24 protein-coding genes are annotated in these 25,747 nt (G+C 74.6%); 12 read left to right on the forward strand and 12 right to left on the reverse strand.

All coding sequences use genetic code 11. The features are described 5' to 3' along the window. Positions 1 to 5: 5 nt before the first annotated feature. Both ACTJIY_RS16495 and ACTJIY_RS16500 read right to left on the reverse strand, forming a co-directional pair. The gene (locus tag ACTJIY_RS16495; protein ID WP_440673902.1) at positions 6 to 611 is read right to left on the reverse strand and encodes a class I SAM-dependent methyltransferase; all 606 of its coding nucleotides are present in this window, start codon (positions 609 to 611) and stop codon (positions 6 to 8) included. Continuing rightward, the gene (locus ACTJIY_RS16500) at positions 608 to 1,786 is read right to left on the reverse strand and encodes a M24 family metallopeptidase (protein ID WP_440673903.1); all 1,179 of its coding nucleotides are present in this window, start codon (positions 1,784 to 1,786) and stop codon (positions 608 to 610) included. The genes ACTJIY_RS16495 and ACTJIY_RS16500 overlap by 4 nt, the downstream gene beginning before the upstream one ends. A gap of 124 nt (positions 1,787 to 1,910) precedes the next feature. Here ACTJIY_RS16500 and ACTJIY_RS16505 point away from each other — a divergent pair, with 124 nt between their 5' ends. Continuing rightward, complete coding sequence (locus ACTJIY_RS16505; RefSeq protein ID WP_440673904.1) at positions 1,911 to 2,291, forward strand: cupin domain-containing protein; 381 nt, start codon at positions 1,911 to 1,913, stop codon at positions 2,289 to 2,291. Between the two features lie 80 nt (positions 2,292 to 2,371). Here the strand turns inward: ACTJIY_RS16505 and ACTJIY_RS16510 are convergent, their stop codons facing one another. The 6 genes from ACTJIY_RS16510 to ACTJIY_RS16535 all read right to left on the reverse strand — a co-directional run bounded on the left by ACTJIY_RS16510 (position 2,372) and on the right by ACTJIY_RS16535 (position 9,774). Then, on the reverse strand, positions 2,372 to 3,307 hold the full coding sequence (locus ACTJIY_RS16510; protein WP_440673905.1) for an NADP-dependent oxidoreductase: 936 nt from the start codon (positions 3,305 to 3,307) through the stop codon (positions 2,372 to 2,374). A 128-nt stretch (positions 3,308 to 3,435) separates the two neighbouring features. Beyond that, positions 3,436 to 3,843 carry a VOC family protein gene (locus tag ACTJIY_RS16515; RefSeq protein WP_440673906.1) on the reverse strand — a complete coding sequence of 136 codons (408 nt, stop codon included), beginning with the start codon at positions 3,841 to 3,843 and terminating at the stop codon, positions 3,436 to 3,438. A 131-nt stretch (positions 3,844 to 3,974) separates the two neighbouring features. Further along, complete coding sequence (locus ACTJIY_RS16520) at positions 3,975 to 5,222, reverse strand: amidohydrolase (RefSeq protein WP_440673907.1); 1,248 nt, start codon at positions 5,220 to 5,222, stop codon at positions 3,975 to 3,977. Next, positions 5,219 to 6,484, reverse strand: a complete 1,266-nt coding sequence (locus ACTJIY_RS16525) for a hypothetical protein (protein ID WP_440673908.1) — start codon at positions 6,482 to 6,484, stop codon at positions 5,219 to 5,221. The genes ACTJIY_RS16520 and ACTJIY_RS16525 overlap by 4 nt, the downstream gene beginning before the upstream one ends. A gap of 124 nt (positions 6,485 to 6,608) precedes the next feature. Next, complete coding sequence (locus ACTJIY_RS16530) at positions 6,609 to 7,118, reverse strand: nitroreductase/quinone reductase family protein (protein WP_440673909.1); 510 nt, start codon at positions 7,116 to 7,118, stop codon at positions 6,609 to 6,611. A 94-nt stretch (positions 7,119 to 7,212) separates the two neighbouring features. Next, positions 7,213 to 9,774: an ATP-dependent DNA ligase gene (locus ACTJIY_RS16535; RefSeq protein ID WP_440673910.1), complete on the reverse strand. Its 2,562-nt coding sequence runs from the start codon at positions 9,772 to 9,774 to the stop codon at positions 7,213 to 7,215. 256 nt (positions 9,775 to 10,030) lie between these two features. Between ACTJIY_RS16535 and ACTJIY_RS16540 the strand changes: the two genes are divergently transcribed. Then, positions 10,031 to 10,729 carry a GTP pyrophosphokinase gene (locus ACTJIY_RS16540; protein ID WP_440673925.1) on the forward strand — a complete coding sequence of 233 codons (699 nt, stop codon included), beginning with the start codon at positions 10,031 to 10,033 and terminating at the stop codon, positions 10,727 to 10,729. A gap of 49 nt (positions 10,730 to 10,778) precedes the next feature. Here the strand turns inward: ACTJIY_RS16540 and ACTJIY_RS16545 are convergent, their stop codons facing one another. Continuing rightward, a complete protein-coding gene (locus ACTJIY_RS16545) occupies positions 10,779 to 11,585 on the reverse strand; it encodes an ABC transporter permease (protein WP_440673911.1) in 807 nt (268 codons plus the stop codon). Next, positions 11,582 to 12,553, reverse strand: coding sequence for an ABC transporter ATP-binding protein (locus tag ACTJIY_RS16550; protein WP_440673912.1), 972 nt, complete (start codon positions 12,551 to 12,553; stop codon positions 11,582 to 11,584). Before ACTJIY_RS16550 ends, ACTJIY_RS16545 begins: the two co-directional genes overlap by 4 nt. A 172-nt stretch (positions 12,554 to 12,725) precedes the next feature. Here ACTJIY_RS16550 and ACTJIY_RS16555 point away from each other — a divergent pair, with 172 nt between their 5' ends. Together ACTJIY_RS16555 and ACTJIY_RS16560 are read left to right on the forward strand one after the other, a co-directional pair. Next, positions 12,726 to 13,925 (forward strand): histidine kinase, encoded by a 1,200-nt coding sequence (locus ACTJIY_RS16555; RefSeq protein ID WP_440673913.1) that lies wholly within the window; start codon positions 12,726 to 12,728, stop codon positions 13,923 to 13,925. Beyond that, positions 13,922 to 14,590 carry a response regulator gene (locus ACTJIY_RS16560; RefSeq protein WP_440673914.1) on the forward strand — a complete coding sequence of 223 codons (669 nt, stop codon included), beginning with the start codon at positions 13,922 to 13,924 and terminating at the stop codon, positions 14,588 to 14,590. Before ACTJIY_RS16555 ends, ACTJIY_RS16560 begins: the two co-directional genes overlap by 4 nt. 6 nt (positions 14,591 to 14,596) lie before the next feature. On the opposite strand, the gene ACTJIY_RS16565 is transcribed toward ACTJIY_RS16560, so the two are convergent. After that, positions 14,597 to 14,899: a DUF1905 domain-containing protein gene (locus tag ACTJIY_RS16565; protein ID WP_253050372.1), complete on the reverse strand. Its 303-nt coding sequence runs from the start codon at positions 14,897 to 14,899 to the stop codon at positions 14,597 to 14,599. 123 nt (positions 14,900 to 15,022) lie between these two features. Here ACTJIY_RS16565 and ku point away from each other — a divergent pair, with 123 nt between their 5' ends. The 3 genes from ku (at position 15,023) to ACTJIY_RS16580 (ending at position 18,231) form a co-directional block, all read left to right on the forward strand. Then, positions 15,023 to 16,033, forward strand: a complete 1,011-nt coding sequence (ku, locus tag ACTJIY_RS16570; RefSeq protein ID WP_253050370.1) for a non-homologous end joining protein Ku — start codon at positions 15,023 to 15,025, stop codon at positions 16,031 to 16,033. Positions 16,034 to 16,161: 128 nt separating this feature from the next. Beyond that, positions 16,162 to 16,614: a VOC family protein gene (locus ACTJIY_RS16575; protein ID WP_440673915.1), complete on the forward strand. Its 453-nt coding sequence runs from the start codon at positions 16,162 to 16,164 to the stop codon at positions 16,612 to 16,614. Positions 16,615 to 16,749: 135 nt separating this feature from the next. After that, positions 16,750 to 18,231 carry a hypothetical protein gene (locus ACTJIY_RS16580; RefSeq protein WP_440673916.1) on the forward strand — a complete coding sequence of 494 codons (1,482 nt, stop codon included), beginning with the start codon at positions 16,750 to 16,752 and terminating at the stop codon, positions 18,229 to 18,231. Between the two features lie 88 nt (positions 18,232 to 18,319). Here ACTJIY_RS16580 and ACTJIY_RS16585 read toward each other — a convergent pair whose 3' ends face one another. Continuing rightward, entirely contained in the window at positions 18,320 to 18,955 is a 636-nt protein-coding gene (locus tag ACTJIY_RS16585) for a TetR/AcrR family transcriptional regulator (RefSeq protein ID WP_440673917.1), read from the reverse strand. A gap of 203 nt (positions 18,956 to 19,158) precedes the next feature. On the opposite strand from ACTJIY_RS16585, the gene ACTJIY_RS16590 reads away from it, so the two are divergent. The 5 genes from ACTJIY_RS16590 (at position 19,159) to ACTJIY_RS16610 (ending at position 25,634) form a co-directional block, all read left to right on the forward strand. Further along, a complete protein-coding gene (locus ACTJIY_RS16590) occupies positions 19,159 to 20,730 on the forward strand; it encodes an MFS transporter (protein WP_440673918.1) in 1,572 nt (523 codons plus the stop codon). Between the two features lie 97 nt (positions 20,731 to 20,827). Then, positions 20,828 to 22,687: a metallophosphoesterase family protein gene (locus tag ACTJIY_RS16595; protein WP_440673919.1), complete on the forward strand. Its 1,860-nt coding sequence runs from the start codon at positions 20,828 to 20,830 to the stop codon at positions 22,685 to 22,687. A 54-nt stretch (positions 22,688 to 22,741) separates the two neighbouring features. Then, complete coding sequence (locus tag ACTJIY_RS16600; RefSeq protein WP_440673920.1) at positions 22,742 to 23,446, forward strand: YceI family protein; 705 nt, start codon at positions 22,742 to 22,744, stop codon at positions 23,444 to 23,446. A gap of 34 nt (positions 23,447 to 23,480) precedes the next feature. Next, positions 23,481 to 24,224, forward strand: coding sequence for a metal-dependent transcriptional regulator (locus ACTJIY_RS16605; protein WP_440673921.1), 744 nt, complete (start codon positions 23,481 to 23,483; stop codon positions 24,222 to 24,224). A gap of 120 nt (positions 24,225 to 24,344) precedes the next feature. Next, entirely contained in the window at positions 24,345 to 25,634 is a 1,290-nt protein-coding gene (locus tag ACTJIY_RS16610) for an MFS transporter (RefSeq protein WP_440673922.1), read from the forward strand. Positions 25,635 to 25,747: the final 113 nt, after the last annotated feature.

Below are 25,747 nucleotides of genomic sequence, written 5' to 3' on the forward strand. Positions count from 1 at the left end.
CACGTTCAGCCCGGTGCTCGGGCGACCACGGCGTACGTGTGCCAGTGCTTCGGCCCGCTGAACGCCTCGCCGTCCTCCTCGACCTCGTCGAGCACGACGACGTCCAGCCCGGCGAGGAGGTCGTCCACCTCGGCGCGCGACAGGAAGGTCTCGTCCTGCGCGCCGACCCACGAGTCGCGGTCGCCGAACAGGTCGACGGCGAGCCACCCGCCCGGGGAGAGCGCGGCGCGGACCTGCCGCCACGCGTCGTCGAACACCGCTCGCGGCACGTGCGGGAGCGCGTAGCTCGCGTGGACGAGCTGCACGGCCGCGGGGCGGACCAGGCTGGAGACGTCCGCGAAGCCGGCCTCGTGCACGGCGAGCCGACCGCGGTCGCCCGGCCCGACGACCGCACGCACCAGGTCGCCGGTCCCCGGGGCCGGGTCGAGCGCGACGACGCGCCACCCGGCGTCGAGCATCGCGGCCGTCTCGACGCCCGCCCCGCAGCCCAGGTCGAGCGCGAGGCGCCCGTCGCCCGGACCTGCGAGGTCGAGGACCCGGCGGCACAGGTCGCGCACGGGCCGCCCGCTCTGGGCCGCGTTGTCGGCGGGCCAGCGCGCCGGGTCCCTCACCGGACGGTCTGGAGGTCGTGCGTCGAGGTGTTGAGGCGGCGTGCGCCGTCGGGCACGTCCGGCGGGAACGCGACGACGATGTCCTCGATCCGCACGCCGAACCGTCCGGGCAGGTAGATGCCCGGTTCGACGGAGAAGCACATGCCGGGCTCGATCGGCCGGTCCTCGCCCTCCACCATGTACGGCGGCTCGTGGGTCGTGGTGCCGATGCCGTGCCCCGTACGGTGCACGAAGAACTCGCCGTAGCCCGCGTCGGTGATGACGGCGCGCGCCGCGCGGTCGACGTCCTGGCACGTCGCGCCGGGTCGTACGGCGTCGACCCCTGCCTGCTGGGCGCGGCGGACGACGTCGTAGACCTCGCGCTGCTGCGCGGCGAGCGCGTCGTCGGTGCCACCGTCGACGAGGACCGTGCGCGTCGTGTCCGAGCCGTAGCCGTCGCGGAGCCCGCCGAAGTCGAGCACGACGAGGTCGCCCGGCTCGATGACCCGGTCGCCCGCGTCGTGGTGCGGGTCGGCGCCGTTCGGTCCCGCGCACACGAGCGTGAAGTCGACCTGCTCGTGCCCGTGCTCGCGCAGGAACCGGTCGAGGTCGGCGGCGACCTCCCGCTCGCGCCGGCCCGCGAACGCGACCTCGCGGATCTGGCCGAAGGCGGCGTCGGCGGCGGCGCCCGCCGCGGCGAGGCGCTCGACCTCCTGCGCGTCCTTGACGGCGCGCAGCGTCGGGACGGCGTCGGTGAACGCGGTGAACCGCGCGTCCGGGAGGGCTCGCTGGAGACCGAGCACGTGCAGCGCCCACGTCGAGTCCGAGACGGCATAGGTGCCGGTCCCGTCGAGGAGGCGTGCGGCGGCGTCGTGCTCGTCGTCGCCGTCGCGCCAGGTCACGACGTCGAGCCCGTCGGCGCCCGGGGCCGAGACCAGGTCGCCGCGCTCGAGCAGCGGCACGACGACGGACGCGCCGGCCCGTGCGCCGGGCTCGCCCGCGGGGATGGCGAGCAGCGTGAGGCGCTCGGTGTCCGGCGGCGCGTAGCCGGTGAAGTAGGCGAGGTCGGGCCCCGGCGAGACGAGGAGCCCCGCGAGCCCGGCGTCGCGGGCGTGCGCGGCGGCGCGCTCGCGGCGGGCGGCGTAGACCTCGGGGCCGAACGCGGCCCCCGGACGTGCGGCGTCGGTGCTGCTCATGGTGCCAGCGTGGCACCGCTCACCCGCGAGATCGACCCGAGCGCTCCGACGTCGGCCCTCTGAGGGTCGATCTCGGACGTGCGGGTCGATCTCGCGGCGCGCAGGGGAGTGGCAGGGTGGGCACATGACCGACGCGCGCAACCTCTTCGCCGCCCTCGACACGTTCGACGGGCACTGGCAGCCCCACCGGGTCGCGAGCCTCAACGACCAGGACGTCAAGGTGGTCAAGGTGCGCGGCGAGTTCGTCTGGCACACCCACCCCGACACCGACGAGCTGTTCCTCGTGCTCGCGGGCGAGCTGACGATCGACCTGCGCGAGGACGGCGTCGAGCGGGCGGTCGTGCTGGGGCCGCACGACCTGTTCGTCGTGCCGCGGGGTGTCGAGCACCGGCCGCGGGCCGCCGTCGAGACCTCCGCCGTGCTCGTCGAGCGCCGAGGGACCGTGAACACGGGAGACGCGGGTGGCGACCTCACGTCGCCGTTGCGGGAGCTGCCGGACGCCTGACGACGACGAGATCGACCCGAGCGGCCGAGATCGACCCTCGGTGGGTCGATCTGGGGACGCTCGGGTCGATGTCGCGGGGGTCAGACCCGGACGACGATCTTGCCGCGCACGTGGCCGGACTGGCTCGCGCGGTGCGCGTCGGCGGCGTCGGCGAGGTCGAACACCTCCGCGACCTCCGGACGCAGTACGCCCTCCTCGCCGAGTTGCGCGAGCTCCGCGAGGTCCGCCGCGTCGGGGCGCACCCACACGTAGTGCCCGCCGAGCTCGTCGCGCGCCCGGGCCTCCGTGATCGAGGCGACCGTGCCGCCGTCGCGCAGCACCTGGGGCACGGTGTCGAGCGCGTCGCCGCCCACGTAGTCGAGGACGACGTCCACGCCCTCGGGCGCGAGCGCCCGGACGCGGTCCGCGAGCCCGTCGCCGTACGTGACCGGCTCGGCGCCGAGCGAGCGCAGGAAGTCGTGGTTGCGCTCGGACGCGGTGCCGATCACGCGCGCGCCGAGCGCCCGCGCGATCTGCACGGCGAACGACCCGACGCCGCCGGCCGCGGCGTGCACGAGGACCGTCTGCCCCGCCGCGACCCCCGCGCGCCGGATCGTCTGGAATGCCGTCAGACCCGCGAGCGGCACGGCGGCGGCCTCCTCGAACGACCACGCCGCGGGCTTGCGCGCGAGCGTGCGGACCGGCGCCGCGACGAGCTCGGCGAACGTCCCGCCCGACACTTCGCCGCCGATGACGTCCTTGCGCACGTACCCGTACACCTCGTCGCCCACCTGGAGCTCGGGCGTGTCCAGGCCCACGCGCTCGACGACGCCCGCGACGTCCCAGCCGGGGACGACGGGGAACGCCACGTCCATGATCTGGTCGAGGTAGCCCTCGCGGACCTTCCAGTCCACCGGGTTGACGCTCGCGGCGCGCACGCGCACGAGCACGGAGTCGGGCCCGACCTTGGGGGTCGGGAGCTCGGTCGTCTCGAGGACGTCGGGGCCGCCGTAGCGGGAGTAGGTGATGGCTCGCATGATGGCGGCAACGGCACGCGCGCCCGCCCGATTCCCGAGACCGACCGTCACGAGAGAGAGCGTCCGGTCTCGAGGGAGGACACGCGGGGTTCTACCTCGAGACCGGACGCTCTACCTCGTGCGGTGCGTCAGCCCTCGAACGCGGTCGGGTCCATGAAGAGGACCTCCCACTGGTGGCCGTCGAGGTCGGCGAAGCTGCGGGAGTACATGAACCCGCCCTCCTCCTGGGGGTCCTTGACCGGGGTGGCGCCGGCGGCGAACGCGGCGTCGGCCAGGCGGTCGACCTCCTCGCGCGTGCCGACGCTCAGGGCGTTGATGACCTCGGTCGTCGCCGTGGCGTCGGCGATCGACTTGTTCGTGAACCGCTTCGCGAACTCCTCGGTGAGGAGCATGACGTAGATCGTGTCGCTGAGGACGATCGAGGACGCGTTCTCGTCCGTGAACTGCTCGTTCACCGAGTACCCGAGGGACGTGTAGAACGCCTTGGAGGCGTCGAGGTGCTTGACGGGCAGGTTGACGAAGATCTGCGTGCTCATGAGTGTGCCTCCGGCGTCGTGGGCGGTTCGCCCGGTACGTGTGTCGTGGAGGTAGACGACCGGTGCCCCACGAACTCATCGCCCGGCCGCGCGCGGGTGGCGGCCGGGCGACGGCCCGCCTCGGGGAGGGCTCAGACGAGCACGTCGCCGTCGCGCGCGACGACCCGGCCCGCGGCCACGACGAGCGCGCGGCGCGGGGCGCGCACGACGGCGTCGGGCACGTTCTCGGCGTCCACGAGGACGACGTCCGCGGGCGCGCCGACGACGAGGTCGTGCACGTCGCGGCCGACGAAGCGCGCGGCGTCGGACGTCGCGACGCGCGCCGCGGTGACGAGCTCCTCGTCGTACCGGAACCGCGACAGGCGCGCGAGCTGCGTCGTGAGGGCGAGGAGGTCCCCGGTCCCGTACGGCGACCACAGGTCGCGGATCCCGTCCGTGCCGAGCCCGACGGCGACGCCCGCGGCGCGCAGCGCGTGCACGGGCAGGGGCGCGGCGCCGATCGGCGCGACGGTCGTCATGGTGATGCCCGCCTCGCCCATCGCGGCGACGAGGTCCGCCTGGCGCGACGCCGGGACGTCGCCGACCGCGAAGCCGTGCGCGACGTTGACCTTGCCCTGGAGCCCCGCGCGCAGCGTGCGGTCGATCATGAGCTCGACCTGGAACGCGCCGAGGTCGCCGCCGTCGTGGAGGTGCACGTCGATCCCGACGCCGCGGCGCTCGGCGATCGCGAAGAGCCCGTCGAGCTGGCCGACCGGGTCGCGGTCGATCGACGCGGGGTCGAGCCCGCCGACGTGCTCGGCCCCCGCGGCGGCGGCCGCGTCGAGGAGGTCGAGCACGCCCGGGCGACGCAGCACGCCGTCCTGGGGGAACGCGACGATCTCGGCGTGCACGGCGCCGCCGAGCGCGGCGAGCGCCTCGCGCACGACCTCGATGCCGCGCAGGCCCAGGCCGAGGTCGACGTCCACGTGGGTGCGGATCGCCGTCGTGCCGTGGCGGACGAACTCGCGCAGCACCGCGAGCGTGACGTCGACGCCGGGGATCCCGAGCTCGTCGCGGTGCGCGCGCTCGTGCGCGATGCGGCCCTGCGTCGTCGCCTCGCCGCCGTAGCTGACCCACGGCTTGCCCCACCAGCTCTTGTCGACGTGCGCGTGGGCGTTGACGAGGCCGGGCAGCGCGAGCAGACCGCGTCCGTCGACGACCCCGTCCGCCCCGGCGGCCGGCGCGTCCGACGACGTGCCCGACGGCGCGGGCGCGGCAGGGTCGTGCGGCGTCACCGCGGCGATCCGTCCGTCGGCGACGTGCAGGTCGACCCGCTCGCCGCCCCAGGGGCGGACGTCGCGCAGGACGGTGACGGTCTCGGGGGCGCTCGGGCTGGTCATGCGGCGGGTCCTTCCGGGAGCGGGACGACGACCTGGGGCCGTCCGGGGATCTGGATCTCGTACGTGGCGAGGGTGGCGAGGTCGACGACGGTCGCGCCGTCCCACGCCTCGGCCTGGGTGTAGCCGCCGGCGAGCACGGCGTTGAGGGCCCCAGTCGCGGGGTCGGTCCACGTGGTCGCGGTCTCGTGCCGGCGCGTCAGCGGCGCGACCTGCTCCGACCCGGTCGCGGGGTCGAGCACGGCCACGTTGGGGCCGCCCGCGGCGTTGCCGAACGGGCCGTTGCCCACGACGACGACGCGGCCGTCGGGCGCGCGGGCGACGCCGTGCTGGTGGCTGTCGGCCGCGGACGGCACCGTCGTCGTCGTGCCGGTGGCCGGGTCGAGACGGACCAGGACGCGTCCCTGGTAGGGGAGGAGGAGTGACCCGTCGTCGTCGAGGACGGCGTAGTGCGGCTTCTCGAACGACGCGAGGCCGCCCTCCGTGCCGAAGGGGGCGACCTCGATCCGCCGGGCCTCGAACGTCGTGGTGTCGACGACGTGCACGGAGAACTCGTCGTGGTCGACCGTGTAGACCTCGCGGCCGTCGGCCGCGACGAGCACGTCGAACGGCCGCAGGCCCACGGGCGTGCTCGCGAGGACCTCGCGCGCGGCGACGTCGATCGTCTCGAGCGTGGACGAGTCGCCCCGGTGGACGGCCACGTAGACGCGGGTGCCGTCCGGCGACACCGCGACGCCCATGCCGCCGCGTCGGTACTCGCCGAACCCGACCCGGGCGGGCGTGTCTCGGTAGGGGATCAGGTCGACGCGCTCGCGCGTGGTGAGGTTGACGACCGCGACGCCCTGCGCGGTCGAGACGTACGCGCGCATCGTCGGGGCGTGCACGGCGATCCCCCAGGGCGCGGCGCCGACCTCGACGCGGTCGACGACGGCGCTCCCGTCCCGGATCGTCGGATCGACGACGGCGAGCCCGTCGGACTCGGCCTCCGTCGCGAGCAGGTAGCGCGCGGGGGCCTCCACCGGCTCCCCGGGGACCGCGGGCTCGTCCGAGGGGTCGGGCGCAGGGGTCGGGGCGGGGGACGTGGCGCCGGGGGTCCGCGCGGGATCGGGAGAGGCAGCGTCGCCCGGATCGCCCGGATCGCCCGGCGAGCAGGCGGCGAGCAGGCCGACGACGACGGCCGTCGCCCACGCCGCGACGGCGCGCCGGGTGCGGCGCGTACGCCGCCGCAGGGGCGCGGCGCCACCGGGAAGGGGGAGATGTGCCATGGCGAAATGGTATACCAATTGCACGGACGCCCCTTCGACGTCCCGGACCGGTTCCGGACCAGGCCGAGAGCCGCGCCGAGCACCGGGTGACGACCGGCGGGACGCGTCGGCAGCGCCCCTCGCCCTACGCGCCGTCGCCGGCCGGCGCCTCTGCGGGACGGGGCTCCAGCACGACGACCGCGGTCTCGGTCGGGCGGCGCGCGGCGAACCCGTCCAGCGCGTGGTCGAACGTGCGCCACCGCTCCCAGAGCCGGGCGCGCTCCGCCCCCTCGGCCGCGCGACCGTGGACGGCGCGCGTCTCGCCGTGCAGCTCGACGGTGGTGTCGGGGTGCGCCTGGAGGTTGAGCCACCACGCCGGCTCGGGCGCGGCCCAGCCGTTCATCGCGAGCGTGACGAGGTTCGGGCCGTCCTCGACGTAGCCGACGATCACGTCGTGCTCGCGGCCGGATCGCCGCCCGACCGTGCGGAGCAGGAGCGTGCCCCACTTCTCGGGCTGCGGGCGCCACAGGCCCCGCCGGTGACCCGTGACCCGGTAGTACGCGCGGTGCACGACCCAGGCCGTGCGGACGAACCAGCGCGGCGGGAGCCGGGGCGGGCGCTCGGGGGCGGGAGGTGCGGAGGACGTGTCGGTCATGGTCACCGTCCTGCGTCGGAGGGGCGCCGAGGAACCTCGACGCAGCAACGGTCCCGCGGGTCGCGGGCCGCGTCAACGGGCCGTCGACGGTCCGTCACCTGTCGAGCGTCGCGGGCTCCTCGCGCACGACGTCGGCCGGCGACCTGTCGTGCCGCCACCCCTTCCACACGGGGTGCCGCAGCTTGCCGAACGGGATGTCGTCGCCCTCGCCCTCGCCGGGCCCCGTCCACTCGGCGTAGACGACCTCGGCGACCCGACGCGGCGAGACCCAGCGCGCGTCCCGCGCGTCCTCGCGGGGCACTCCCGTCGCGGGCGCCGTCGTGCGCTCGATCCGGCCGAGCTCGGCGACGAGGTCGCGTCGCTCGGCGTCCGTGAAGCCCGACCCGACGCGGCCCACGTAGACCAGCCGGTCGCCGTCGGGCACCGCGAGCAGGAGCGACCCGACGAGGTGCGTCCGGTCGCCGTGTCCCGGCCGCCACCCCACGACGACGACCTCCTGCGACTGCGCGTGCTTGAGCTTGAGCCACAGCGTCGACCGGCGGCCGGACGAGTACGTGCCGTCGCGCCGCTTGGCGACGACGCCCTCCAGGCCGAGCCGCTTCGACGTCTCCATCGCCGCGTCGAGGTCGCCGTCGAACGCGGGCGGCACGTGGACCGGCGCGCGTGCGTCGCCCAGCGCCTCCTCCAGCACCGAGCGCCGCTCGTCGTACGGGCGCTTGGCGAGCGAGCGGCCCGCGGTCTCCAGGACGTCGAACACCATGAGGTCGACGGTGACCTTGCGCCGCGCCGCCGCGACGTCCCCCGGCTTGGCGATGTTCGCGCGCTGCTGCAGGCGCCGGAAGCTCGGCCGCCCCCGCGCGTCGAGCGCGACGATCTCGCCGTCCAGCACGACGGGCAGCGCCGCGGCCGGGACCTGCTCGGCGAGCGCCTGCAGCTCCGGGTACGTCACGGTCATGTCCTTGCCCGAGCGGCTCACGAGCCGCACGTGACCGCGCGACACGTGCGCCAGAGCCCGGAACCCGTCCCACTTCATCTCGAAGGCCCAGTCGTCGCCGTCGTGCAGGTCGCCGGCCGACGCGGGCGAGGCGAGCATGGGCCGCCAGTCGGTCCGCGCGGGCTGTGGTTCGTCGTGGCTGGGGTCGGGTCGGGTGGCGGGTGGGGCGCTCGCCTTCTTCGTCTCACCACGCGGGGCCATGAGGTGGATGAGCCAGTTGTCCTCGTCGCGACCGTCGCGGCCGCCCGTGTGGATGAGGGCGAGTCGGCGCGTGCCGTGCTGCTCGCCGTGGAGGGTGACGATGACCTCCTTGCCGTCGCGCCACTTCTCGAGCTCGTACGTTCCGGCGTCCCAGATCGTCACCTCGCCCGCTCCGTACTCGCCCTGCGGGATCGTGCCCTCGAACGACCCGTACGCGAGCGGGTGGTCCTCGGTCTGGACGGCGAGGTGGTTCTTCTTCGGGTCGGTCGGCTCGCCGCGGGGCAGCGCCCAGCTCACGAGGACGCCGTCGTGCTCGAGCCGGAAGTCCCAGTGCAGCCGCCGGGCGTGGTGCTCCTGGATGACGAAGCTGTTGCCCGCGCTCGGGGGCGGTGCGTCGTCCGGCACCGGCTCGGGCGTGCGCTGGGCGTCACGCATCGAGCGGTACCGGTGCAAGCGGTCGGGTCGGTCGTCGTCGCTCGCCCCGGGGCCGTCTCCGCCGCTGCCCGACGTCGCAGCGCCCTTGCGCTCGAACGTCGCCATGCGCTCGGGCGTGGGCTCGAGCGCGGAGAGGTGGCCGAGGGTGAGGGCCGCGAGCGGGTCGCCGATCGTGCGCACGCGCTCGACCACCTCGTCCTTGTCGAGGTGCCGCAGGTCGGGGTCGTCGAGCTCCTCCCACGTGCGGGGCGCGGCGACGGTCGGGTGCTCGCGCCCGCGCAGCGAGTACGGCGCGATGGTCGTCTTGTTGCCGTTGTTCTGGCTCCAGTCGACGAGCACCTTGCCGCCGCGCAGCGACTTCTTCATGTCGCTCACGACGAGGTCGGGGTGCTCGGCCTCGAGGTAGCGCGCGAGCTCGTGCGCGACGGCGGAGACGGCCGCGGCGTCCTGCTTGCCGTCGAGCGCGGCGTACAGGTGGATGCCCTTGGACCCGCTCGTCACGGGCAGGGGCTCGAGCCCCATGCCCTGCAGGATCTGCCGGGCCAGGCGCGCGACCTCCGCGCACTCGGCCAGCCCGGCCCCGGGCCCCGGGTCCAGGTCGAGGACGAGCCGGTCCGGGTTCAGGTGGACCCCGGTGCGGCCGAACTGCCACTGCGGCACGTGCAGTTCCAGCGACGCTGTCTGGCCGAGCCACGTCAGCGTGGCCAGGTCGTCGACGAGCACGTAGTCGTTCGCGCTGCTCTTGTGCTGGATGCGGCGCGTGCGCACCCACGACGGCACGCCCTGCCCCGCGTTCTTCTGGAAGAACACCTGCCCGTCGACCCCGTCCGGCCAGCGCTTGCGCGTCGCGGGCCGGTGGGCGCAGTGGGGGAGCATGACGTCGGCGACGGCCGCGAGGTACGCGAGGACGTCCGCCTTCGTCGTGCCGGTGGCGGGGTAGAGGACCTTGTCGAGGTTGGTGAGCCGCAGGCGGTGGCCCCCGACGCTCACCGTCTCGCCCGCGCCGCGGCTCGATGAGGTGGCCATGGGCCCATCGTGGCGCGCACGGGTCCGCGCCGCCCGCCGGACGGGACCCGACGCGGGACCAAGGGCCCTGCCCGCGGGCCGCCGCGGGAACTTCCCGGCGCCCCCGACCGTGCACACTGGAGGAGGCGGTCCGACCCAGCCGGGGAGACCGCCGGGACGAGGCAGGACCGAGAGGAACACCGTGACGCACCTGACGACCGACGACGTACCGCTCCCCGCGGAGATCGGTCCGCGCGTCCGCGAGTTCCGGCGCCTGATGATGAACTACAAGTTCGGCATCGACGAGGTGATGACCAAGATCACCGTCCTGCGCGACGAGTTCCGGCACGTCCACGACGACAACCCCATCGAGCACCTCGGCTCGCGCCTGAAGTCGCTCGACTCGATCGTCGCGAAGGCGCGGCGCAAGGGGATCCCGCTCACTCCGGAGGGCGTGCGGGAGAGCATGTTCGACGTCGCGGGCGTGCGCGTGACGTGCGCGTTCGTCTCGGACATCTACCGCGTGCGGGACCTGCTCGTCGGCCAGCGCGACCTCACGGTCCTGGAGGAGCGCGACTACATCGCCCACCCCAAGGGCAACGGGTACAAGAGCCTGCACCTCATCGTGCAGGTGCCGGTGTTCCTGTCGGACCGCGTCGAGGACGTCGTGGTGGAGATCCAGCTCCGGACGATCGCGATGGACTTCTGGGCGAGCCTCGAGCACAAGATCTACTACAAGTACCAGCGGGACGTGCCGCAGCACCTCACCGACGCCCTCAAGCTCGCGGCCGACGTCGCCGCGACGCTCGACACGACGATGGAGCGCATCCACGACGAGGTGCGCGGCCTCGACGGCGTGCCCGAGCCCACGGAGAACACGGACGAGCTCGCCACGCCGCGCGAGGTGATGGAGAGCTTCATGCGGACGGCGCAGGTCGCCGACGAGGCGTTCCACGAGCGCCGCCACGACGGCTGACGCCACCCACCCCGCGGATGGGCGGCGCCGGTGGCCGGCGGAGCCGGCCTCAGGTCCAGCGGAACCAGCGCGCCGCGCCGACGGTCCCGACGACGACCGCGCCGCCGAGCGCGACGAGGTGCGCCGGCTCCACGGGCTGCCCTGCCCACGCGTCGCCGAGCGCCTGCACCGCGGCGCCGAAGGGCAGCATCTCCCCGACCCGCGCGACCGGTTCGGGGAGGTTCGACACGGCGCCGAACATGCCGCCCGTCGCCCCGAACGCGAAGAACGCGACGAGGCCGAGCGCGAGCGCGGCGTTCGGGGTCGGCGCGACGGCGGCCACGAGCATCCCGACCGCGTACATCGCCGCCGACGCCAGGGCGAGCACGCCGAGCGCGACCCCGGGGGAGGCGGGGAGCCGTGCGTCGAACGCGACCGTCGCGACGCCGAGGGCGAGCGCGACGCCCCCGGCGGTCTGGGCAAGGCTCACCACGACCTGCGCGACGAGCACCATCGCGGGCGACGCGGGCGTGACGGACAGACGCTTGAGGATGCCGGACCGCCGGTAGTAGGCCAGGAAGCTCGGCATGTTGACGACGCCGATCATGCCGACGACGACGGCGAGCACGACCGGCACGACGAAGACGTCGAACGCCGTCCGTCCGCCCGAGCCCGGGAGGACCGTCGTCGTGGCGTCGCTGAGCCCGTACATGACGAGGATCAGCACGGGCATGCCGAACGGCATGACGAGCCCGGCGGTGTCGCGCGCGACCATCCGCGCCTCGGCGCCGACCAGCGCCGCCCACGCGCGCGGCCCGGGACGCGTCGAGGCGCCCCGTCCGGACGGGGTCGTGACGGCGGGGACGGTGGTGGTCATGCGGCCTCCTCGGTCGGGGCGGTCGTCGCCCGGGACTCGCCCGGCAGGTCGTCGGTCAGCGGGCGTCCCGTCAGGGCGAGGAACGCGTCGTCGAGCGTCGCGCGCTCGAGCCGGGTCTCGGTCGCGACGACGCCGGCCCGCACGAGCGCGGTGCTCACCTCCTGGAGCAGGTCGCCGCGCCCGGTCACCACGACCTGGTCCCCGCGGACCGCGACGTCCTCCACGCCGGGGACGCGGTCCAGGAGCGCGGACGGGAGCGGCTCCGCGACGCGGAAGCGCACGCGCTGGTCCAGCCCGGCGCCCGCGACCAGCCCGGCCGGGGTGTCGTGCGCGACGACACGACCGCTCTCGATCAGGGTCACGCGGTCGCACAGCCGCTCGACCTCCTCCATGAGGTGCGAGACGAGGAGCACGGTCGCTCCGCCGTCGCGCAGGTCCTCGACGACGCCCCACACCTGGCGGCGCGCCTGCGGGTCGAGCCCCGTGGTGAGCTCGTCGAGGATCACGACGCGCGGGTCCCCGACGAGCGCGAGGACGATCGCGACCCGCTGCTGCTGGCCCCCCGAGAGCCGCTCGTAGCGTACGTCGCGCTGCTCCTCGAGCCCGAGCGTCGCGACCAGCTCGTCGGGGTCGCGGCCCGCGCCGTAGAACGTGCGGTAGAGGTGCGCGAGCTCGCGCACCGTCAGCGCGCCGTGCAGGAAGCCCGACTGGAGCTGCACCCCGAGCACCTGGCGCACCGCGGCACGGTCGGAGAACGGGTCGAGGCCGAGCACCCGCACGGACCCGTGGTCGGGTCGGCGCACGCCCGCGACCATCTCGACCGTGGTCGTCTTGCCCGCACCGTTGGGACCGAGGATCCCCAGGACCTCGCCCTCGACGGCGACGAGGCTGACGTCGTCCACCGCCGTCGTGGTCCCTCCCTTGCGGCGGTAGCGTTTCGTGAGGTTCCGTGCGTCGACGGCGTCCATGTCGTCCTCCTGCTCGTCCGCGGCGTGCGTGCCACCGTTCGGGTCGTCCTGCCCAGGTGCGTGCTCCGACGCTAGGGACCGCGGGGACCGGCCCGCGCGTGCCGGTCGTCACCGACCCCGCCCATGACTTCCGGCACGTCGCGCCCGGCCGGCGGGTCCGTAGGGTGGAGGGATGCGACGGACCGACCCGGAGGTGTGGGCGGGCATCGCGATGCTCGTCGTCATCCTCGGCATCGGGGCGCTCGTCCCGATCGCCGCCCCCGATGCCCTGACGCTCCCCGTCGTGGCCTGGCTCGCGGTGTTCGCGGCGTTCGTCCTCGCCACCGTCGGGATCGTCCTCGGGTCGGGCTTCGCCACGCCCCGCGCGTACACGCTGCTGGGCGCGCAGGTCGTGCTCGTGGGGACGCTCGTGCTCACGGCGCCCGGCGCGGGCTGGCTCCCGATCCTGCTCGTCGTCGTCGCGGCGCTGAGCGTGTACGTGGTGCCCGTGCCGGTCGTCGCGGTCGTCGTCGCGGTGAACGCCGTGGTCGTCGGTGCCGCCGTCGGGCTGCGCGGCTCGGCGACCGACGCCCTGCTCACCGCGACGATCTACCTGCTGCTCCAGGTCGCGAGCGTCGGCTCGACCCTCGCGCTCCAGCGCGAGCGCCGCATGCGCGAGCAGCTCGCCGTCGCGCACGTCGAGCTGCGCGCGGCGGCGGTGCTGCGGGACGAGTCGACGCGCTCCCAGGAGCGCCTGCGGATCGCGCGTGAGCTGCACGACGTCCTCGGCCACCAGCTCACCGTGCTCGCCCTCGAGCTGGAGACGGCGAGCCACCAGGACGGCGGCCCGGCGCGCGAGCACGTGCTCCGGGCCAAGGACGTCGCCCGTGAGCTGCTCGGCGACGTGCGCGCCACGGTGGGCGAGCTGCGGCGGCAGGCGCCCAGCCTGCAGGAGTCGCTCGGCGCGCTCGCCGAGCGGGTGACCGTGCCGCGCGTGCGAGTCGCCGTCGCCGACGACGTCACGGTCGACGAGGACCAGACGGTCGTGCTCGTGCGCGTGGTCCAGGAGGCGCTGACCAACGCGATCCGGCACGCCGAGGCGACCGTGCTCGACGTCGTCGTCACCGCCGACGAGGGCCGGGTGCGGCTCGTCGCGCAGGACGACGGGTGGGGCGCCGCGCGTGTGGAGCCCGGCAACGGGCTGCGGGGGATCGAGGAGCGGGTCCGCGCCGCCGGCGGGACCGTCCGGCTCGACGGGCGGAACGGGTTCCGGGTCGAGGTCGAGCTCGACCCCGTGCGGCGGAGCGTCGTCGAGCGCCGCCGCGTCGACGGCGACGGCCGAGCCCTCGTGCGGGGTGCCGGACCGGTCGGCTCGACCGTGACCGGAGCATGAGCGACCCCGCGGTGCGCGTCCTGCTCGTCGACGACCAGACCCTCGTGCGGCAGGGGATCCGCAGCCTCCTCGAGCTCGCGCCGGACATCACCGTCGTCGCGGAGGCGGAGGACGGGATGACGGCGCTCGCGGCCGTGCGCGAGCACGAGCCCGACGTCGTCCTGCTCGACCTGCGCATGCCGCGCCACGACGGCATCTGGGCTCTCGAGGCGATGGCCGAGAGCGGGCACGACGTGCCCGTCCTCGTGCTCACGACGTTCGACGACGACGCGCTCGTGCTCCGCGCCCTGCGGGCGGGAGCCCGCGGCTACCTCCTCAAGGACGTGACGCTCGAGCAGCTCACGGGCGCCGTCCGCGCGCTCGCCACCGGCGGCACCCTCGTGCAGCCGTCGATCACCGACCGTCTCCTCCGGGCGGTGCGAGCCGGGACCGTCCCCGCCGACGACCTGGACGACGGCACCGGCCCGGTGCAGGAGCTGACCGACCGTGAGCTCGAGGTGCTCCGTCTCGTCGCGGCGGGGTTCTCCAACCGCGAGATCGCGCACGCGCTCTTCCTCGCCGAGGGGACCGTGAAGAACCACGTGTCGACCGTGCTGCTCAAGCTGGGGACGCGCGACCGCACGCGCGCCGTCCTGCGCGCGCTGCACGTCGGCCTGCTCGGCTGACGCCCGTCAGAGCAGGGTCTCGACGCCGATCGTCACCCGGTCGCCGACGTCGACGCCCTCGGCGCGCCGCACCGCGGCCTTGATGGGCACGACGAACGTCTTGCGCCCCGCGTCGGGGAACACCGACGTCGACCAGCGCTGCGCCCCGAGCGTCACCTCGACCTTGACCGAGCCGAACCCCGCGGGCGGGAGGGGCAGCTCCGCGATCTCGTCGCTCACGTCCTCCGGCAGCGCGGCGAACACCCAGCTGTCGGTGCGCGCCTCCCACCGCCACAGCTCTGCCTCGAACTCGAACCTCGTCCCCGCCACGAGACCATGGTGCCGCGGGCCACCCACACGCGGGCGTCGTCGGGCGGGGGCGCGCGTCGCTCGCCTGCGACCCGGAGCCGCCGCCCCCTCGCGGGCGGGCGCGCAGGGCGCCACCATGGACGCATGAGGGCCATCTGGAAGGGCGCCATCACGTTCGGTCTCGTCAACGTCCCCGTCAAGGTGTACTCCGCGACGGAGGACCACGACGTGCCGCTGCACCAGGTGCACGACAAGGACGGCGGGCGCATCCGCTACCGGCGCGTGTGCGAGATCGACGGCGAGGTCGTGCCGTACGAGCACATCGACAAGGCGTACGACGACGGCGAGCGCACCGTCGTGCTCACGGGCGAGGACTTCGCGGCGCTGCCCGCCGAGCGCAGCCGCGAGATCGAGGTCGTCGAGTTCGTGCCGAGCGAGCAGATCGACCCGCTCCTGCTCGACCGCAGCTACTACCTGGAGCCCGACTCGAAGTCCAACAAGGCGTACGTGCTCATGCGGCGCACGCTCGAGGAGACCGACCGGACGGCGATCGTGAAGTTCGCGCTGCGTCAGCGCACGCGGCTCGCTGCGATGCGCGTGCGCGACGACGTGCTCGTGCTCCAGACGCTGCTGTGGGCCGACGAGGTGCGCGAGGCCGCGTTCCCCTCGCTGGACGACGAGGCGAAGGTGACCGACAAGGAGCTCGCCATGTCCGCGCAGCTCGTCGCGAGCTTCGAGGCGGACTTCACGCCCGAGGAGTACGAGGACGACTACCAGGTGCAGCTCCGCCAGCTCATCGAGGCCAAGCTCGAGCAGGGGGACGCGCTCGACACCGCCGAGACGTTCGGCGAGCAGCCCGAGAAGGGCGAGGGCGCCGAGGTGATCGACCTCATGGAGGCGCTGCGCAAGTCCGTCGCGTCCTCGAAGAGCAGCCGCGCCGGCGGGTCGGGGTCGTCCGGCGGGTCGACGGCGAAGGGCGGCTCGGGCCGCAAGGCCGCCTCGTCGTCGGGCAAGGGCTCCTCCGGTTCCCGGGCCAAGGGCGGTGGCGCGAAGGACGAGGGCTCGAAGCCCGCGGCCAAGAAGACCTCGGGCCGCTCGTCGTCCTCGAAGGAGAAGACGACGGCGAAGACGACGCGGAAGAAGGCGTCCGCGTAGGGCGGTCCCCGCCGTCCCCGCCCACCCGACGCGGGGCCAGGGGCGCGCGATGAGTTCGGCCCCCGGGACGCGTCGGAACCGGTGGGTGGTCGTCCGGCCGCCCGCAAGACCGACGAAGCGAGACGACGATGCGCGCGATCGTGCCGAGCCTGTGGTTCGACGGCAACCTCGAGGAGGCCATCACCTTCTACGCGAGCGTGTTCCCCGACGCGACGGTCGGCGACGTGTTCCGCCAGCCCGATGGCACAGCGGTGTCGGCCGACTTCGAGCTCGCCGGGCACCGGTTCGCCGCTATCAACGGCGGCCCGCAGTTCCCGTTCACCGAGGCGGTGTCGTTCGTCGTCGAGTGCGAGTCGCAGGAGGAGGTCGACGCGTACTGGGCGGCGCTCACCGACGGCGGTCAGGAGTCGCAGTGCGGCTGGCTCAAGGACCGCTTCGGGTTGTCCTGGCAGGTGGTCCCGGTCGAGTTCCTCGCGATGCTGCAGGACCCGGACCCCGCCCGCGTCCAGCGCGTCGTCGACGTGATGATGACGCAGGCCAAGCTCGAACTCGGTCCGCTGCGGGCGGCGTACGACGGCTGATCCGCCGTCCGCTCCCGGTCCCGGCGCACAGGCGGTTCGTCGGGGATGTCCAGGTCGTGCCCAGGTCTGGTTGAATGCGCTCGACATCTCCGCCGACGGCGCGCGCCGTCCTCTCGTGAAGGACCACGACACCGAGTGAAGAAGCTCCTTGCCAGCACCGTGGGGACGGTGCTGGCCCTCGGCGGCATCGCCGTCGCCACGGCAACCCCCGCAGCCGCCGCCGTCCCGGACGTCCAAGCCGGCTGCTCGTCCCTCTACGTCACGCTCGACGGATACCCGGACGGTACGGCGTTCGTCGCGACCGTCGACGGTGAGACCGTCGAAGACGTCGTCTTCGACGGCTACCACACGCTCTGGTACGACGTCGACGGCTCGGTCGCGCACGACTGGAGCGTCGTCGTCGACGCACCCGGTGAGGTCGAGGAGGACTTCTCGGGCGGCGGTACGACGACGCCGTGCGGAGAGCCGCCCAGCGACTGGTTCTCCGCCGACGCGTACTGCGGGAACCTCAACGTCTCGCTCGGCGGCTTCCCGGCCGGCTCGGCGGTCACCGTCGTGGTGGACGCCGAGGTCGTCACCGAGGGCCGCGTCGACGAGTACGGCTCCTACTGGTTCGGCACCCGGCTCGACGAGTGGTCGGGCCAGACGTGGCAGGTCGTCGTCGACGCGGCGGACGACGCCTTCGACCGCAACGAGTCGGGCGTCTCGTCCTGCGGTTCGGGCGGCGAGATCGTCGTGCCCGAGACGCCCCGAGCCCTGACGGACTGCGCGGCGACGCCGCAGGACGTGCACCTCCCGCCGGACACCGCGCAGGTGTCGTACGCGCGTGGCGACGACGGCATCGTCGCGACGGCGGCGGCCGGGTACGAGTTCCCCGGCGGCGCCGGCACGACGGGTGAGTGGCGAGCGCTCGGGGACGGGCGGCTGCTCCTCGAGTGGTACTCCGTCGTGCGGCCGCGGTGCGCGCTCGACGTCGTCTCGGTGACGCCGGTGTGCGAGGCCGGCGAGCCGTTCGTCGACATCGCCGTCGACCCCCCGGCGGGAGTGGACGAGAGCTCGTTCCTCATCTCGTGGGAGGGGCCGAACACCGGGTACGACGTCGTGTACGGAGACGCCGGCTTCGGTCACCCGTGGGTCACTCGTGAGCCCTGGCCGGGGTTCGTCACGCACGGCGACGGTACGGTCTCGCCGGCCTACGACGAGACGTGGAGGCTCGACGACATCGATCTGGTGCTCGGCGCGTCGGCGTGGGTCGACGGGTGGGCGTACTCACGGTCCTACGGGGCCGTCTGGGAGGACGCGCCGACGGCCGACCCGTGCGCCGACGACCCCGGGCCGCACTTCTCCGTCGACGTGAGCCCGCGCTGGCTCGCGGGCAAGCTCTACCTCAGCGTGCGCGTGCTCAACGAGGGCGACAGCACCGCGGACGTGAGCGTCGTGACGCCGTTCGGGCGCAAGCACTTCCCGCGCGTCGAGGCGGGGGCGAGCGCCTACCAGGCGTTCGCCGTGCGCACGACGGAGCCGGTCGAGGGCCAGGTGGACGTCTCGTTCGCCGCCGACGTCGACGGTGAGCAGGTCACGCGGGAGCGTTCCGTGGCGTTCTCGTTCGGCGGGTAGCGGCAGGCAGCACCCCCGGGATCCGGAGGCCCGGTGGCACGTCGACAGGCGTGCCACCGGGCCTCCGGCGTCGCGGGACGGTCCCGGCTCAGGCGGTCGACGCGCGGCGCAGCGCGACGAGCTCGTCGATGAGCCGCAGGAGGTCGTCGACGTCGTCGCCGGGCCGGGGCCCGCGGAAGGCGAGGTCCTCCTCGGGGACGCCGTCGCCGTCGCCGTCGTCGGTCGCGGCCGTGCCGCCCGTGACACGACCGAGCACGTCGCTGCTCAGCGCGGCGTGCGCGTAGAGCCCGTCGCTGAGCAGGACGATCGCGCGCGCGACGACGGGGTCGCCGACCTCGTCGAGGACGGCGCGGGTCCAGGCGTCGTGCGCGCCGTCGAGCGCGGCGCGGGCGCGCGGGAACGACCCCTGCGCCAGGCGCGAGACGGCGAGGTAGACGAGCTCGAACTCGGTGTCGACGAGCGTCGACGTGCGGATGAGGTAGTCCACGGCCCCGGCGGGCGCCGCGCGCATCGCCGCGACGTCGGCGGCGGTGAGCTCGCGCAGGTGCTCGGTGAGACCGTCGGCGAGCGCGTCCTTGGAGCCGAAGTGGTAGAGCAGCCCGCCCTTGGACACCCCGGCGCGCTCGGCGACGGCCTCGAGCGTGGCGGCGCGCTCACCCTGCTCGACGAGGAGGGACGCGAACGCGCGCAGGACCTTGGCGCGGGCGGCGGGGGGCGGCGGCATGGTTCCGAGGGTAGTGGGAGGGCGCGGCGCACCGGCCGTCCGGACGGATCGGCGCTCGCTCGGACGGCGGCGGTGCGCAGCGTCACACCGTCCTCGGGATGACGGCGAGCGTCGAGATCGTTACTGTACCGTCTGGACGGTTTGGAAGTTCGGCGCCACCGCGCCGCCCCGACCGCCCGCAGAACGTGGAAGGACCTCTCGCCGTGACGACCCCCGTGACGACGACCCAGACGACCCCGACGGCCGCCCCGGCCGCCCAGAACGCGTCCGCGACGCGCGGGCCCGCGCGCGGCGCCGCCGGCCGCTGGTTCGCGCTCGCCGTGCTGATGCTCCCGGTGCTGCTCGTGTCGATCGACAACACCGTGCTGAGCTTCGCGCTGCCGCAGATCTCCGAGTCGCTGCGCCCCAGCGGGACGCAGCTCCTGTGGATCATCGACATCTACCCGCTCGTGCTCGCCGGCCTGCTCGTGCCGATGGGCTCCTTCGCCGACCGCGTCGGCCGCCGCCGGCTGCTCCTCGTCGGGGCCGTGGGGTTCGCGGCCGTGTCGGTCGTCGCCGCCTACGCGCCGACGGCCGGCGCGCTCGTCGCGTCCCGCGCCGCGCTCGGTTTCTTCGGCGCGATGCTCATGCCGTCGACGCTCTCGCTCCTGCGCAACGTCTTCGTCGACCGCGAGGAGCGTCGGCTCGCCATCGCGATCTGGGCGGCGGGGTTCGCCGCCGGGTCGGCCCTCGGGCCCATCGTCGGCGGGTTCCTGCTCGAGCACTTCTGGTGGGGCTCGGTGTTCCTCCTCGCCGTCCCCGTGCTCGTGCTGCTGCTCGCGCTCGCGCCGTTCTTCGTGCCCGAGTCGCGCGACCCCGCACCGGGGCGCGTCGACGTGCTGTCGATCGTGCTCGTCATGGCGACCATGACGCCCGTCGTCTACGGCATCAAGATGCTCGCCAAGTCCGGGGTGAGCACCCCCGCGGTGGGGAGCGTCGTCGTCGGGCTGGTCGCCGGGGCGCTGTTCGTGCGACGTCAGCTCCGCCGGCCCGACCCGATGATCGACGTGCGGCTCTTCACCCACGGCGCGTTCAGCGGCGCCGTGCTCGTCAACCTGCTGTCCGTGTTCTCGCTCGTCGGGTTCCTGTTCTTCGTCTCGCAGGACGTGCAGCTCGTGCTCGGGCTCGCCCCCATGCAGGCGGGCGTCGCGCTCCTGCCCGGCCTGCTCGTCATGATCGTGGCGGGCCTGGGCGTCGTGCGGGTCGTGCGCCGCGTGCGCCCCGCGCACGTCGTCGCCGTCGCGCTGCTCTTCTCCGCGACGGGGTACGCGATCGTCGCCGCGGGCGCGGGGCAGAGCACGCTCGCGCTGCTCGTGGTCGCGTTCGTCGTGCTGTCGCTCGGCGTCGGCGCCGCGGAGACCGTGTCCAACGACCTCATCGTGTCGTCGGTCCCCGCCGCCAAGGCGGGCGCGGCGTCCGCGATCTCCGAGACCGCGTACGAGGTCGGTGCCGTGCTCGGCACCGCCGTGCTCGGGAGCATCCTCACGGCGTCGTACCACGCGAACGTCGTCGTCCCGGCGGGCGTTCCCGCCGCCGACGCCGTCGCCGCGGCCGAGACGCTCGGCGGTGCGACCCAGGTCGCGTCCACCCTGCCCGCGGGGCAGGCGCAGGCGCTGCTCGACTCCGCGCACGCCGCGTTCGGCAGCGGCGTGGGCACGACGTCGCTCATCGGCGTGGTGCTCATGCTCGTCGCCGCGGGCGTGGCGCTCGTCACGCTGCGCGGCGCGAAGTCCTGACGACGCGCCGCCCCGCGCGTCCCGCCGCGCCCCCGCGGCGGGGCGCGCGGCGCCCGCGGTTGGCGGCGGGAGCCCCGATCCGGGAGGCTGGGCGGTGATGAGCCGTCCGCACCGCACCCCGCCCCGCTGGGTCCGCTGGACCCTCGCCGTCCTGCTCGCGCTCGTGCCGTGCGTCGTGTGGGGGGTCACGACCGCGACGGCCGAGCGCAGCCTCGGGCCGCACGAGGCGCTGTACGAGGTCACGACGAACGGCCTCGTCACCGTCGACCTCGGCCCGCTCGGGACCATCCAGATCGACTCGCCGCTGCCGCTCGGCCTGGGCGCCGACGTCACGGTCGAGGAGATCCCTGCCGACCTCACCGCGGTCGGGCAGGCCGACACGCTCGAGGGTCTGTCGCAAGACCTCGAGGACTACCTCCGCTTCTTCGGCGGCCCGCAGGAGACGATCGGCTCCGTCGCGCGGGCCCTCGTCGTCGACGCGCTGCGCCGGACGGGCTTCGCGATCCTCGTCGTCGCGGCCGTCGGTGCGGGGCTCTACCTGCTGCTCGGCCCGCCGCGCCGCCGCGAGCTCACCGAGCGCGTCGCGCCGCGGACCTACGAGATCACGGCAGGGGTCGTCCTCGTGTCCCTCGTCGCGGCGTCGCTCGTCGCGAGCGACCCGGGCACGACGACCGGCCCGTCCCACCGCGCGTCCGCCGTGTTCGACGGGACCCCGCTCGAGGGCGCGCGCATCACCGGCCGGCTCGCGGGCGTCGTCGACACGTACGGCGCGATGCTCATCGACCTGTACCGCGAGAACGAGGCCTTCTACGCGCGCGCCGATGCCAACCTCGTCGCGGCGTGGGACCGGCGCGACCGCATCCAGCGCCTCACCGCGCCGCGCCCCGCAGCCACGGCGACGTCCGACGACGAGCCGTCCCCCGACGACGCGACGTCGCCCGAGGGGACCCGCGCCACGGGGGACGACGACGGCGCGTCCGCCACCCCGCCGTCGGGCGCCGGCGACGAGGGCGCGGGCGGCGAGGTCTCCGGCGCCGAGGGGTCGGCCGACGCCGAGGCGACCGACGAGCCGGCTCCGCAGCCGGCGGCCGAGGAGGACCTCGTGACGCTCCTCGTCGTGAGCGACCTCCACTGCAACACGGGCATGACGCCGCTCATCCGGACCGCCGTCGAGCGCTCGGGCGCGACGATCGTGCTCAACGCCGGCGACACGACGATGAACGGCACGGCGGTCGAGTCGTTCTGCGTCGACTCGTTCGCGTCGGCGGTGCCGAAGGGCGCGACCATGGTCGTCGCCGACGGCAACCACGACAGCGTCGAGACGTCGGCGCAGGAGCGTGCCAACGGCCAGACCGTGCTGGACGGGAAGGTCGTCGAGGTCGAGGGGATCCGCATCCTCGGCGACCGCGACCCGCTCGAGACGCGCCTCGGCCTCGGCAGCCAGCCGCCGCGCGAGGAGACGCCCGAGGAGTACGCGGCGCGTCTCACCGAGGTCGCGTGCACGGAGCAGGAGGAGGGCGACGGCATCGACCTCCTCCTCATCCACACGCCCCGCATGGGGAACGAGGCGCTCGACTCCGGCTGCGTCCCGAACCAGATCTCCGGTCACATGCACACCCGGTCCGGTCCGGAGCGGACGGGCGGCGGCGTCCGGTACGTGAGCGGCAGCACCGCGGGGGCGGTCAAGGACCAGCTCCGCATCGGCCCGCTCAAGGGCACGGCCGAGATGACGGTGCTGCGCTTCGACCCCGAGCGGCGCCGCATCGTCGACTGGCAGCTCGTGCAGATCGGGACCGACGAGTCCGCGACGGTCTGGCCGCGCATCGCCTGGCCGACGCCGTCGGGCGTGCCGGTGGTCGAGGAGCCGGCGGGTGACGACGGCGGCGAGGAGGGTGTCGAGGGCGGGGACGTCCCCGCGGGCGAGCCGACCGACGACGCGCCCGCCACCGAGGGCTGAGACGGCGCGCGTCGGTCCTCGCCCCGCGCTGCCGGACACGGCAGGATGTGGCGTATGAGCAGGTCCACGCGCTGGATCGTCGTGTCGGTGGTCCTCGCGCTCGTCGTGGTGCTCCTCGCGCCGTTCGTGTACTCGGAGGTGCGCGAGGGCCGCACCCCGCCGCCGCTGGGCCTGCAGTCTCCGGGGGAGGAGACGGCGTCCGCGGCGCCCGCCGAGCCGGGGCCGTTCGACGTCGACGGCGAGTGGGTCGTCGGGCCGGGGTCCGAGGCGGGCTTCCGCGCCGACGTCCTGGACGTCCCGGCGGACGAGGCCGTGCTCCTGGGCGTCACCCCGGACGTCACCGGGACGTTCCGCGTGCGGTCGGGGTCGCTGGAGACCGCGACCGTGACGGTCGAGACGACGACGCTCCGGACCGGGTCCTCCGTGGCGGACCGCCAGCTCCAGCAGGCGCTCGAGACCGACCTCTACCCGACCACGCTCTTCTCGCTCACCTCGCCGCTCGACGTGAGCGAGCTCGGGTCCACGACGACGCCGGTGCGCCTCGAGGCGTCGGGCGCGCTGACGATCCGCGACGAGACCGAGGCCGTGACGGTGGCGCTCGAGGCGCAGCGGTCGGGCGACGGGGTGCTCGCGACCGGGGCGATCGGCGTGCGCTTCTCCGACTTCGGCATCGCGGTGCCGCCCGCGGCCCCCGTCCAGGTGCGGGACGAGGGCACGGTCGAGGTGCGGCTCCAGCTCGTCCGGCCCGCGAGCCCCTGAGGGGCCCCGGGGCCCCGTGGCCTAGGGTGGTCGTGTGGACCACCCGACCGACCTGACGCCCGTCGCCCAGGACTACCTCAAGGTCGTCTGGGCCGCCCAGGAGTGGTCGGACGAGAAGGTGACGACCAAGCTCCTCGCCGAGCGCATCGGCGTCGGCGCCTCGACCGTGTCGGAGACGGTGCGCCGGCTCAGCGCCCAGGGCCTCCTCGAGCACGCGCCCTACGGGGCGATCACGCTCACCGAGCGCGGGCGCAGCCTCGCGCTCGCCATGGTGCGACGCCACCGCCTCCTCGAGACCTACCTCGTGTCCGAGCTCGGCTACGGCTGGGACGAGGTGCACGACGAGGCCGAGGTGCTCGAGCACGCCGTCTCCGACCTGCTCATGGAGCGGATCGACGCGCGCCTCGGGCGCCCCACGCGCGACCCCCACGGCGACCCGATCCCCGGCGCCGACGGGACCGTCGCCCGCCCGCCCGCCGTCCCGCTCGCCGACCTCGTCGTGGGGGACCGGGGGACCGTCGTGCGGATCTCCGACGCCGACCCGGACGTCCTGCGCTACCTCGCGGAGATCGGCGTCGGCCTGGACACCGGCGTCGAGGTGCGCGAACGCCGCGAGTACGCGGGCATCCTCTCCGTCGTGTGGTCGCCGCCGGACGCTGCCGGGGCGGGCGTCCGTCTCGACGACGCGTCGGCCGCGCGCCCGACGCCGCCCGCGCAGCTCGGCCTGCGTGCCGCGGACCACGTGTGGGTCGTGCGCGCGGAGCCGGTCCCCGCCTAGACTGGCCGCCTGCCCCTGTTCTCGTCGCCGACGTCGTCGACGATCCTCGAATCGATTCGATCGCTGGTGCTTCGGTCCGAGGTCTCCACCGCCGCCCTGCCACGACGCCCCGAGGACACGATGACCGACAGCACCGCCACGCCCGCGCCTCCCGCGGACGTCCCTCCCACGCGCGCCGGACGCCTGCGCGGGGCCGGGCCCGCGCTCCTCGCGCTCGCGATGGGTGGGTTCACCATCGGCACGACCGAGTTCGCGACGATGGGCCTGCTCTCCGACATCGCGACGGACCTCGACGTCTCGATCCCCACGGCGGGCCACGCCATCACCGCCTACGCCGTCGGCGTGGTCGTCGGGGCGCCGCTGCTCACCGTCGTCGCGGCGCGCCTGCCCCGCAAGACGCTGCTCGTCGCGCTCATGGCGTTCTACACGCTCGGCAACCTGTTCTCCGCGACCGCCGGGAGCATCGAGACGCTCGTCGCCGGCCGGTTCCTCGCGGGGCTGCCGCACGGCGCGTTCTTCGGCGTCGGAGCCGCGGTCGGCGCGGCCGTCGCGGGCCCCGGGCGCCGGGGGCGCGCCGTCGCGACCATGATGGCCGGGCTGACCATCGCCAACGTCGTCGGGGTCCCGCTCTCGACCTTCGCCGGGCAGCAGCTCGGCTGGCGCGCCGCGTTCGTCGTGGTCGGCGGGCTGGGCCTCGTCACGCTCGCCGCCCTGTGGTGGCTCGTCCCGGCCGGTGCGGGGAACGAGGACTCGAGCGTGCGCCGCGAGCTCGGCGCGCTGCGCAACGGGCCGCTGTGGCTCGGATTCGTCGGCGCCGCGGTCGGGTTCGGCGGCATGTTCGCCGTCTACTCCTACGTCGAGCCGACCATCACACGCGTCACGGGCCTGTCGTCCGCCGCGGTGCCGCTGGTGCTCGCGATCTTCGGCGTCGGCATGACCGTCGGCACCGTCCTCGGCGGCCGGCTCGCCGACCGCTCCGTCATGCGCACCGTCTACCTCGGGTTCGTCTCCACGGGCGTGACGCTCGCGCTGTTCGCCCTCACGGGCCACCACCCCGTCCCCGCCGTGCTGTCGCTCTTCCTGCTCGGCGTCACCTCCCAGGTCCTCGGCCTCGCCCTGCAGACGCGCCTCATGGACCTGTCGCCCGCCGCGCCCTCGCTCGGCGCGGCCCTGTGCCACTCCGCGCTCAACGTCGGCAACGCCAACGGCGCGTTCCTCGGCGGCCTCGTCATCGCCGCCGGCTGGGGCTACCTCGCCCCGGCCTGGACCGGCGTCGTGCTCACTGTCGCCGGCCTGGCGATCATCCTCCTCGTCGGCCGCCGCCCCGCCGGCGTCGCCGACGTCGTCGGCGCCACCCTGCCCGACGACGCCGGCTCGCCTGCGACCGAGCCGGTCAGCCTGCCGAGGTAGACCCCTGGTCCGCCGAGGTAGAGGCGTGGTCTGCCGGGGTAGAGCCGTGGTCTGCCGAGGTAGAGCCCTGGTCGTCGTGAGCACCGACCGGGTGAGTCGACACCGGGTCGGGG

It is taken from the genome of Cellulosimicrobium sp. 22598 (assembly GCF_052044445.1).
Lineage (GTDB): Bacteria > Actinomycetota > Actinomycetes > Actinomycetales > Cellulomonadaceae > Cellulosimicrobium > Cellulosimicrobium cellulans_G.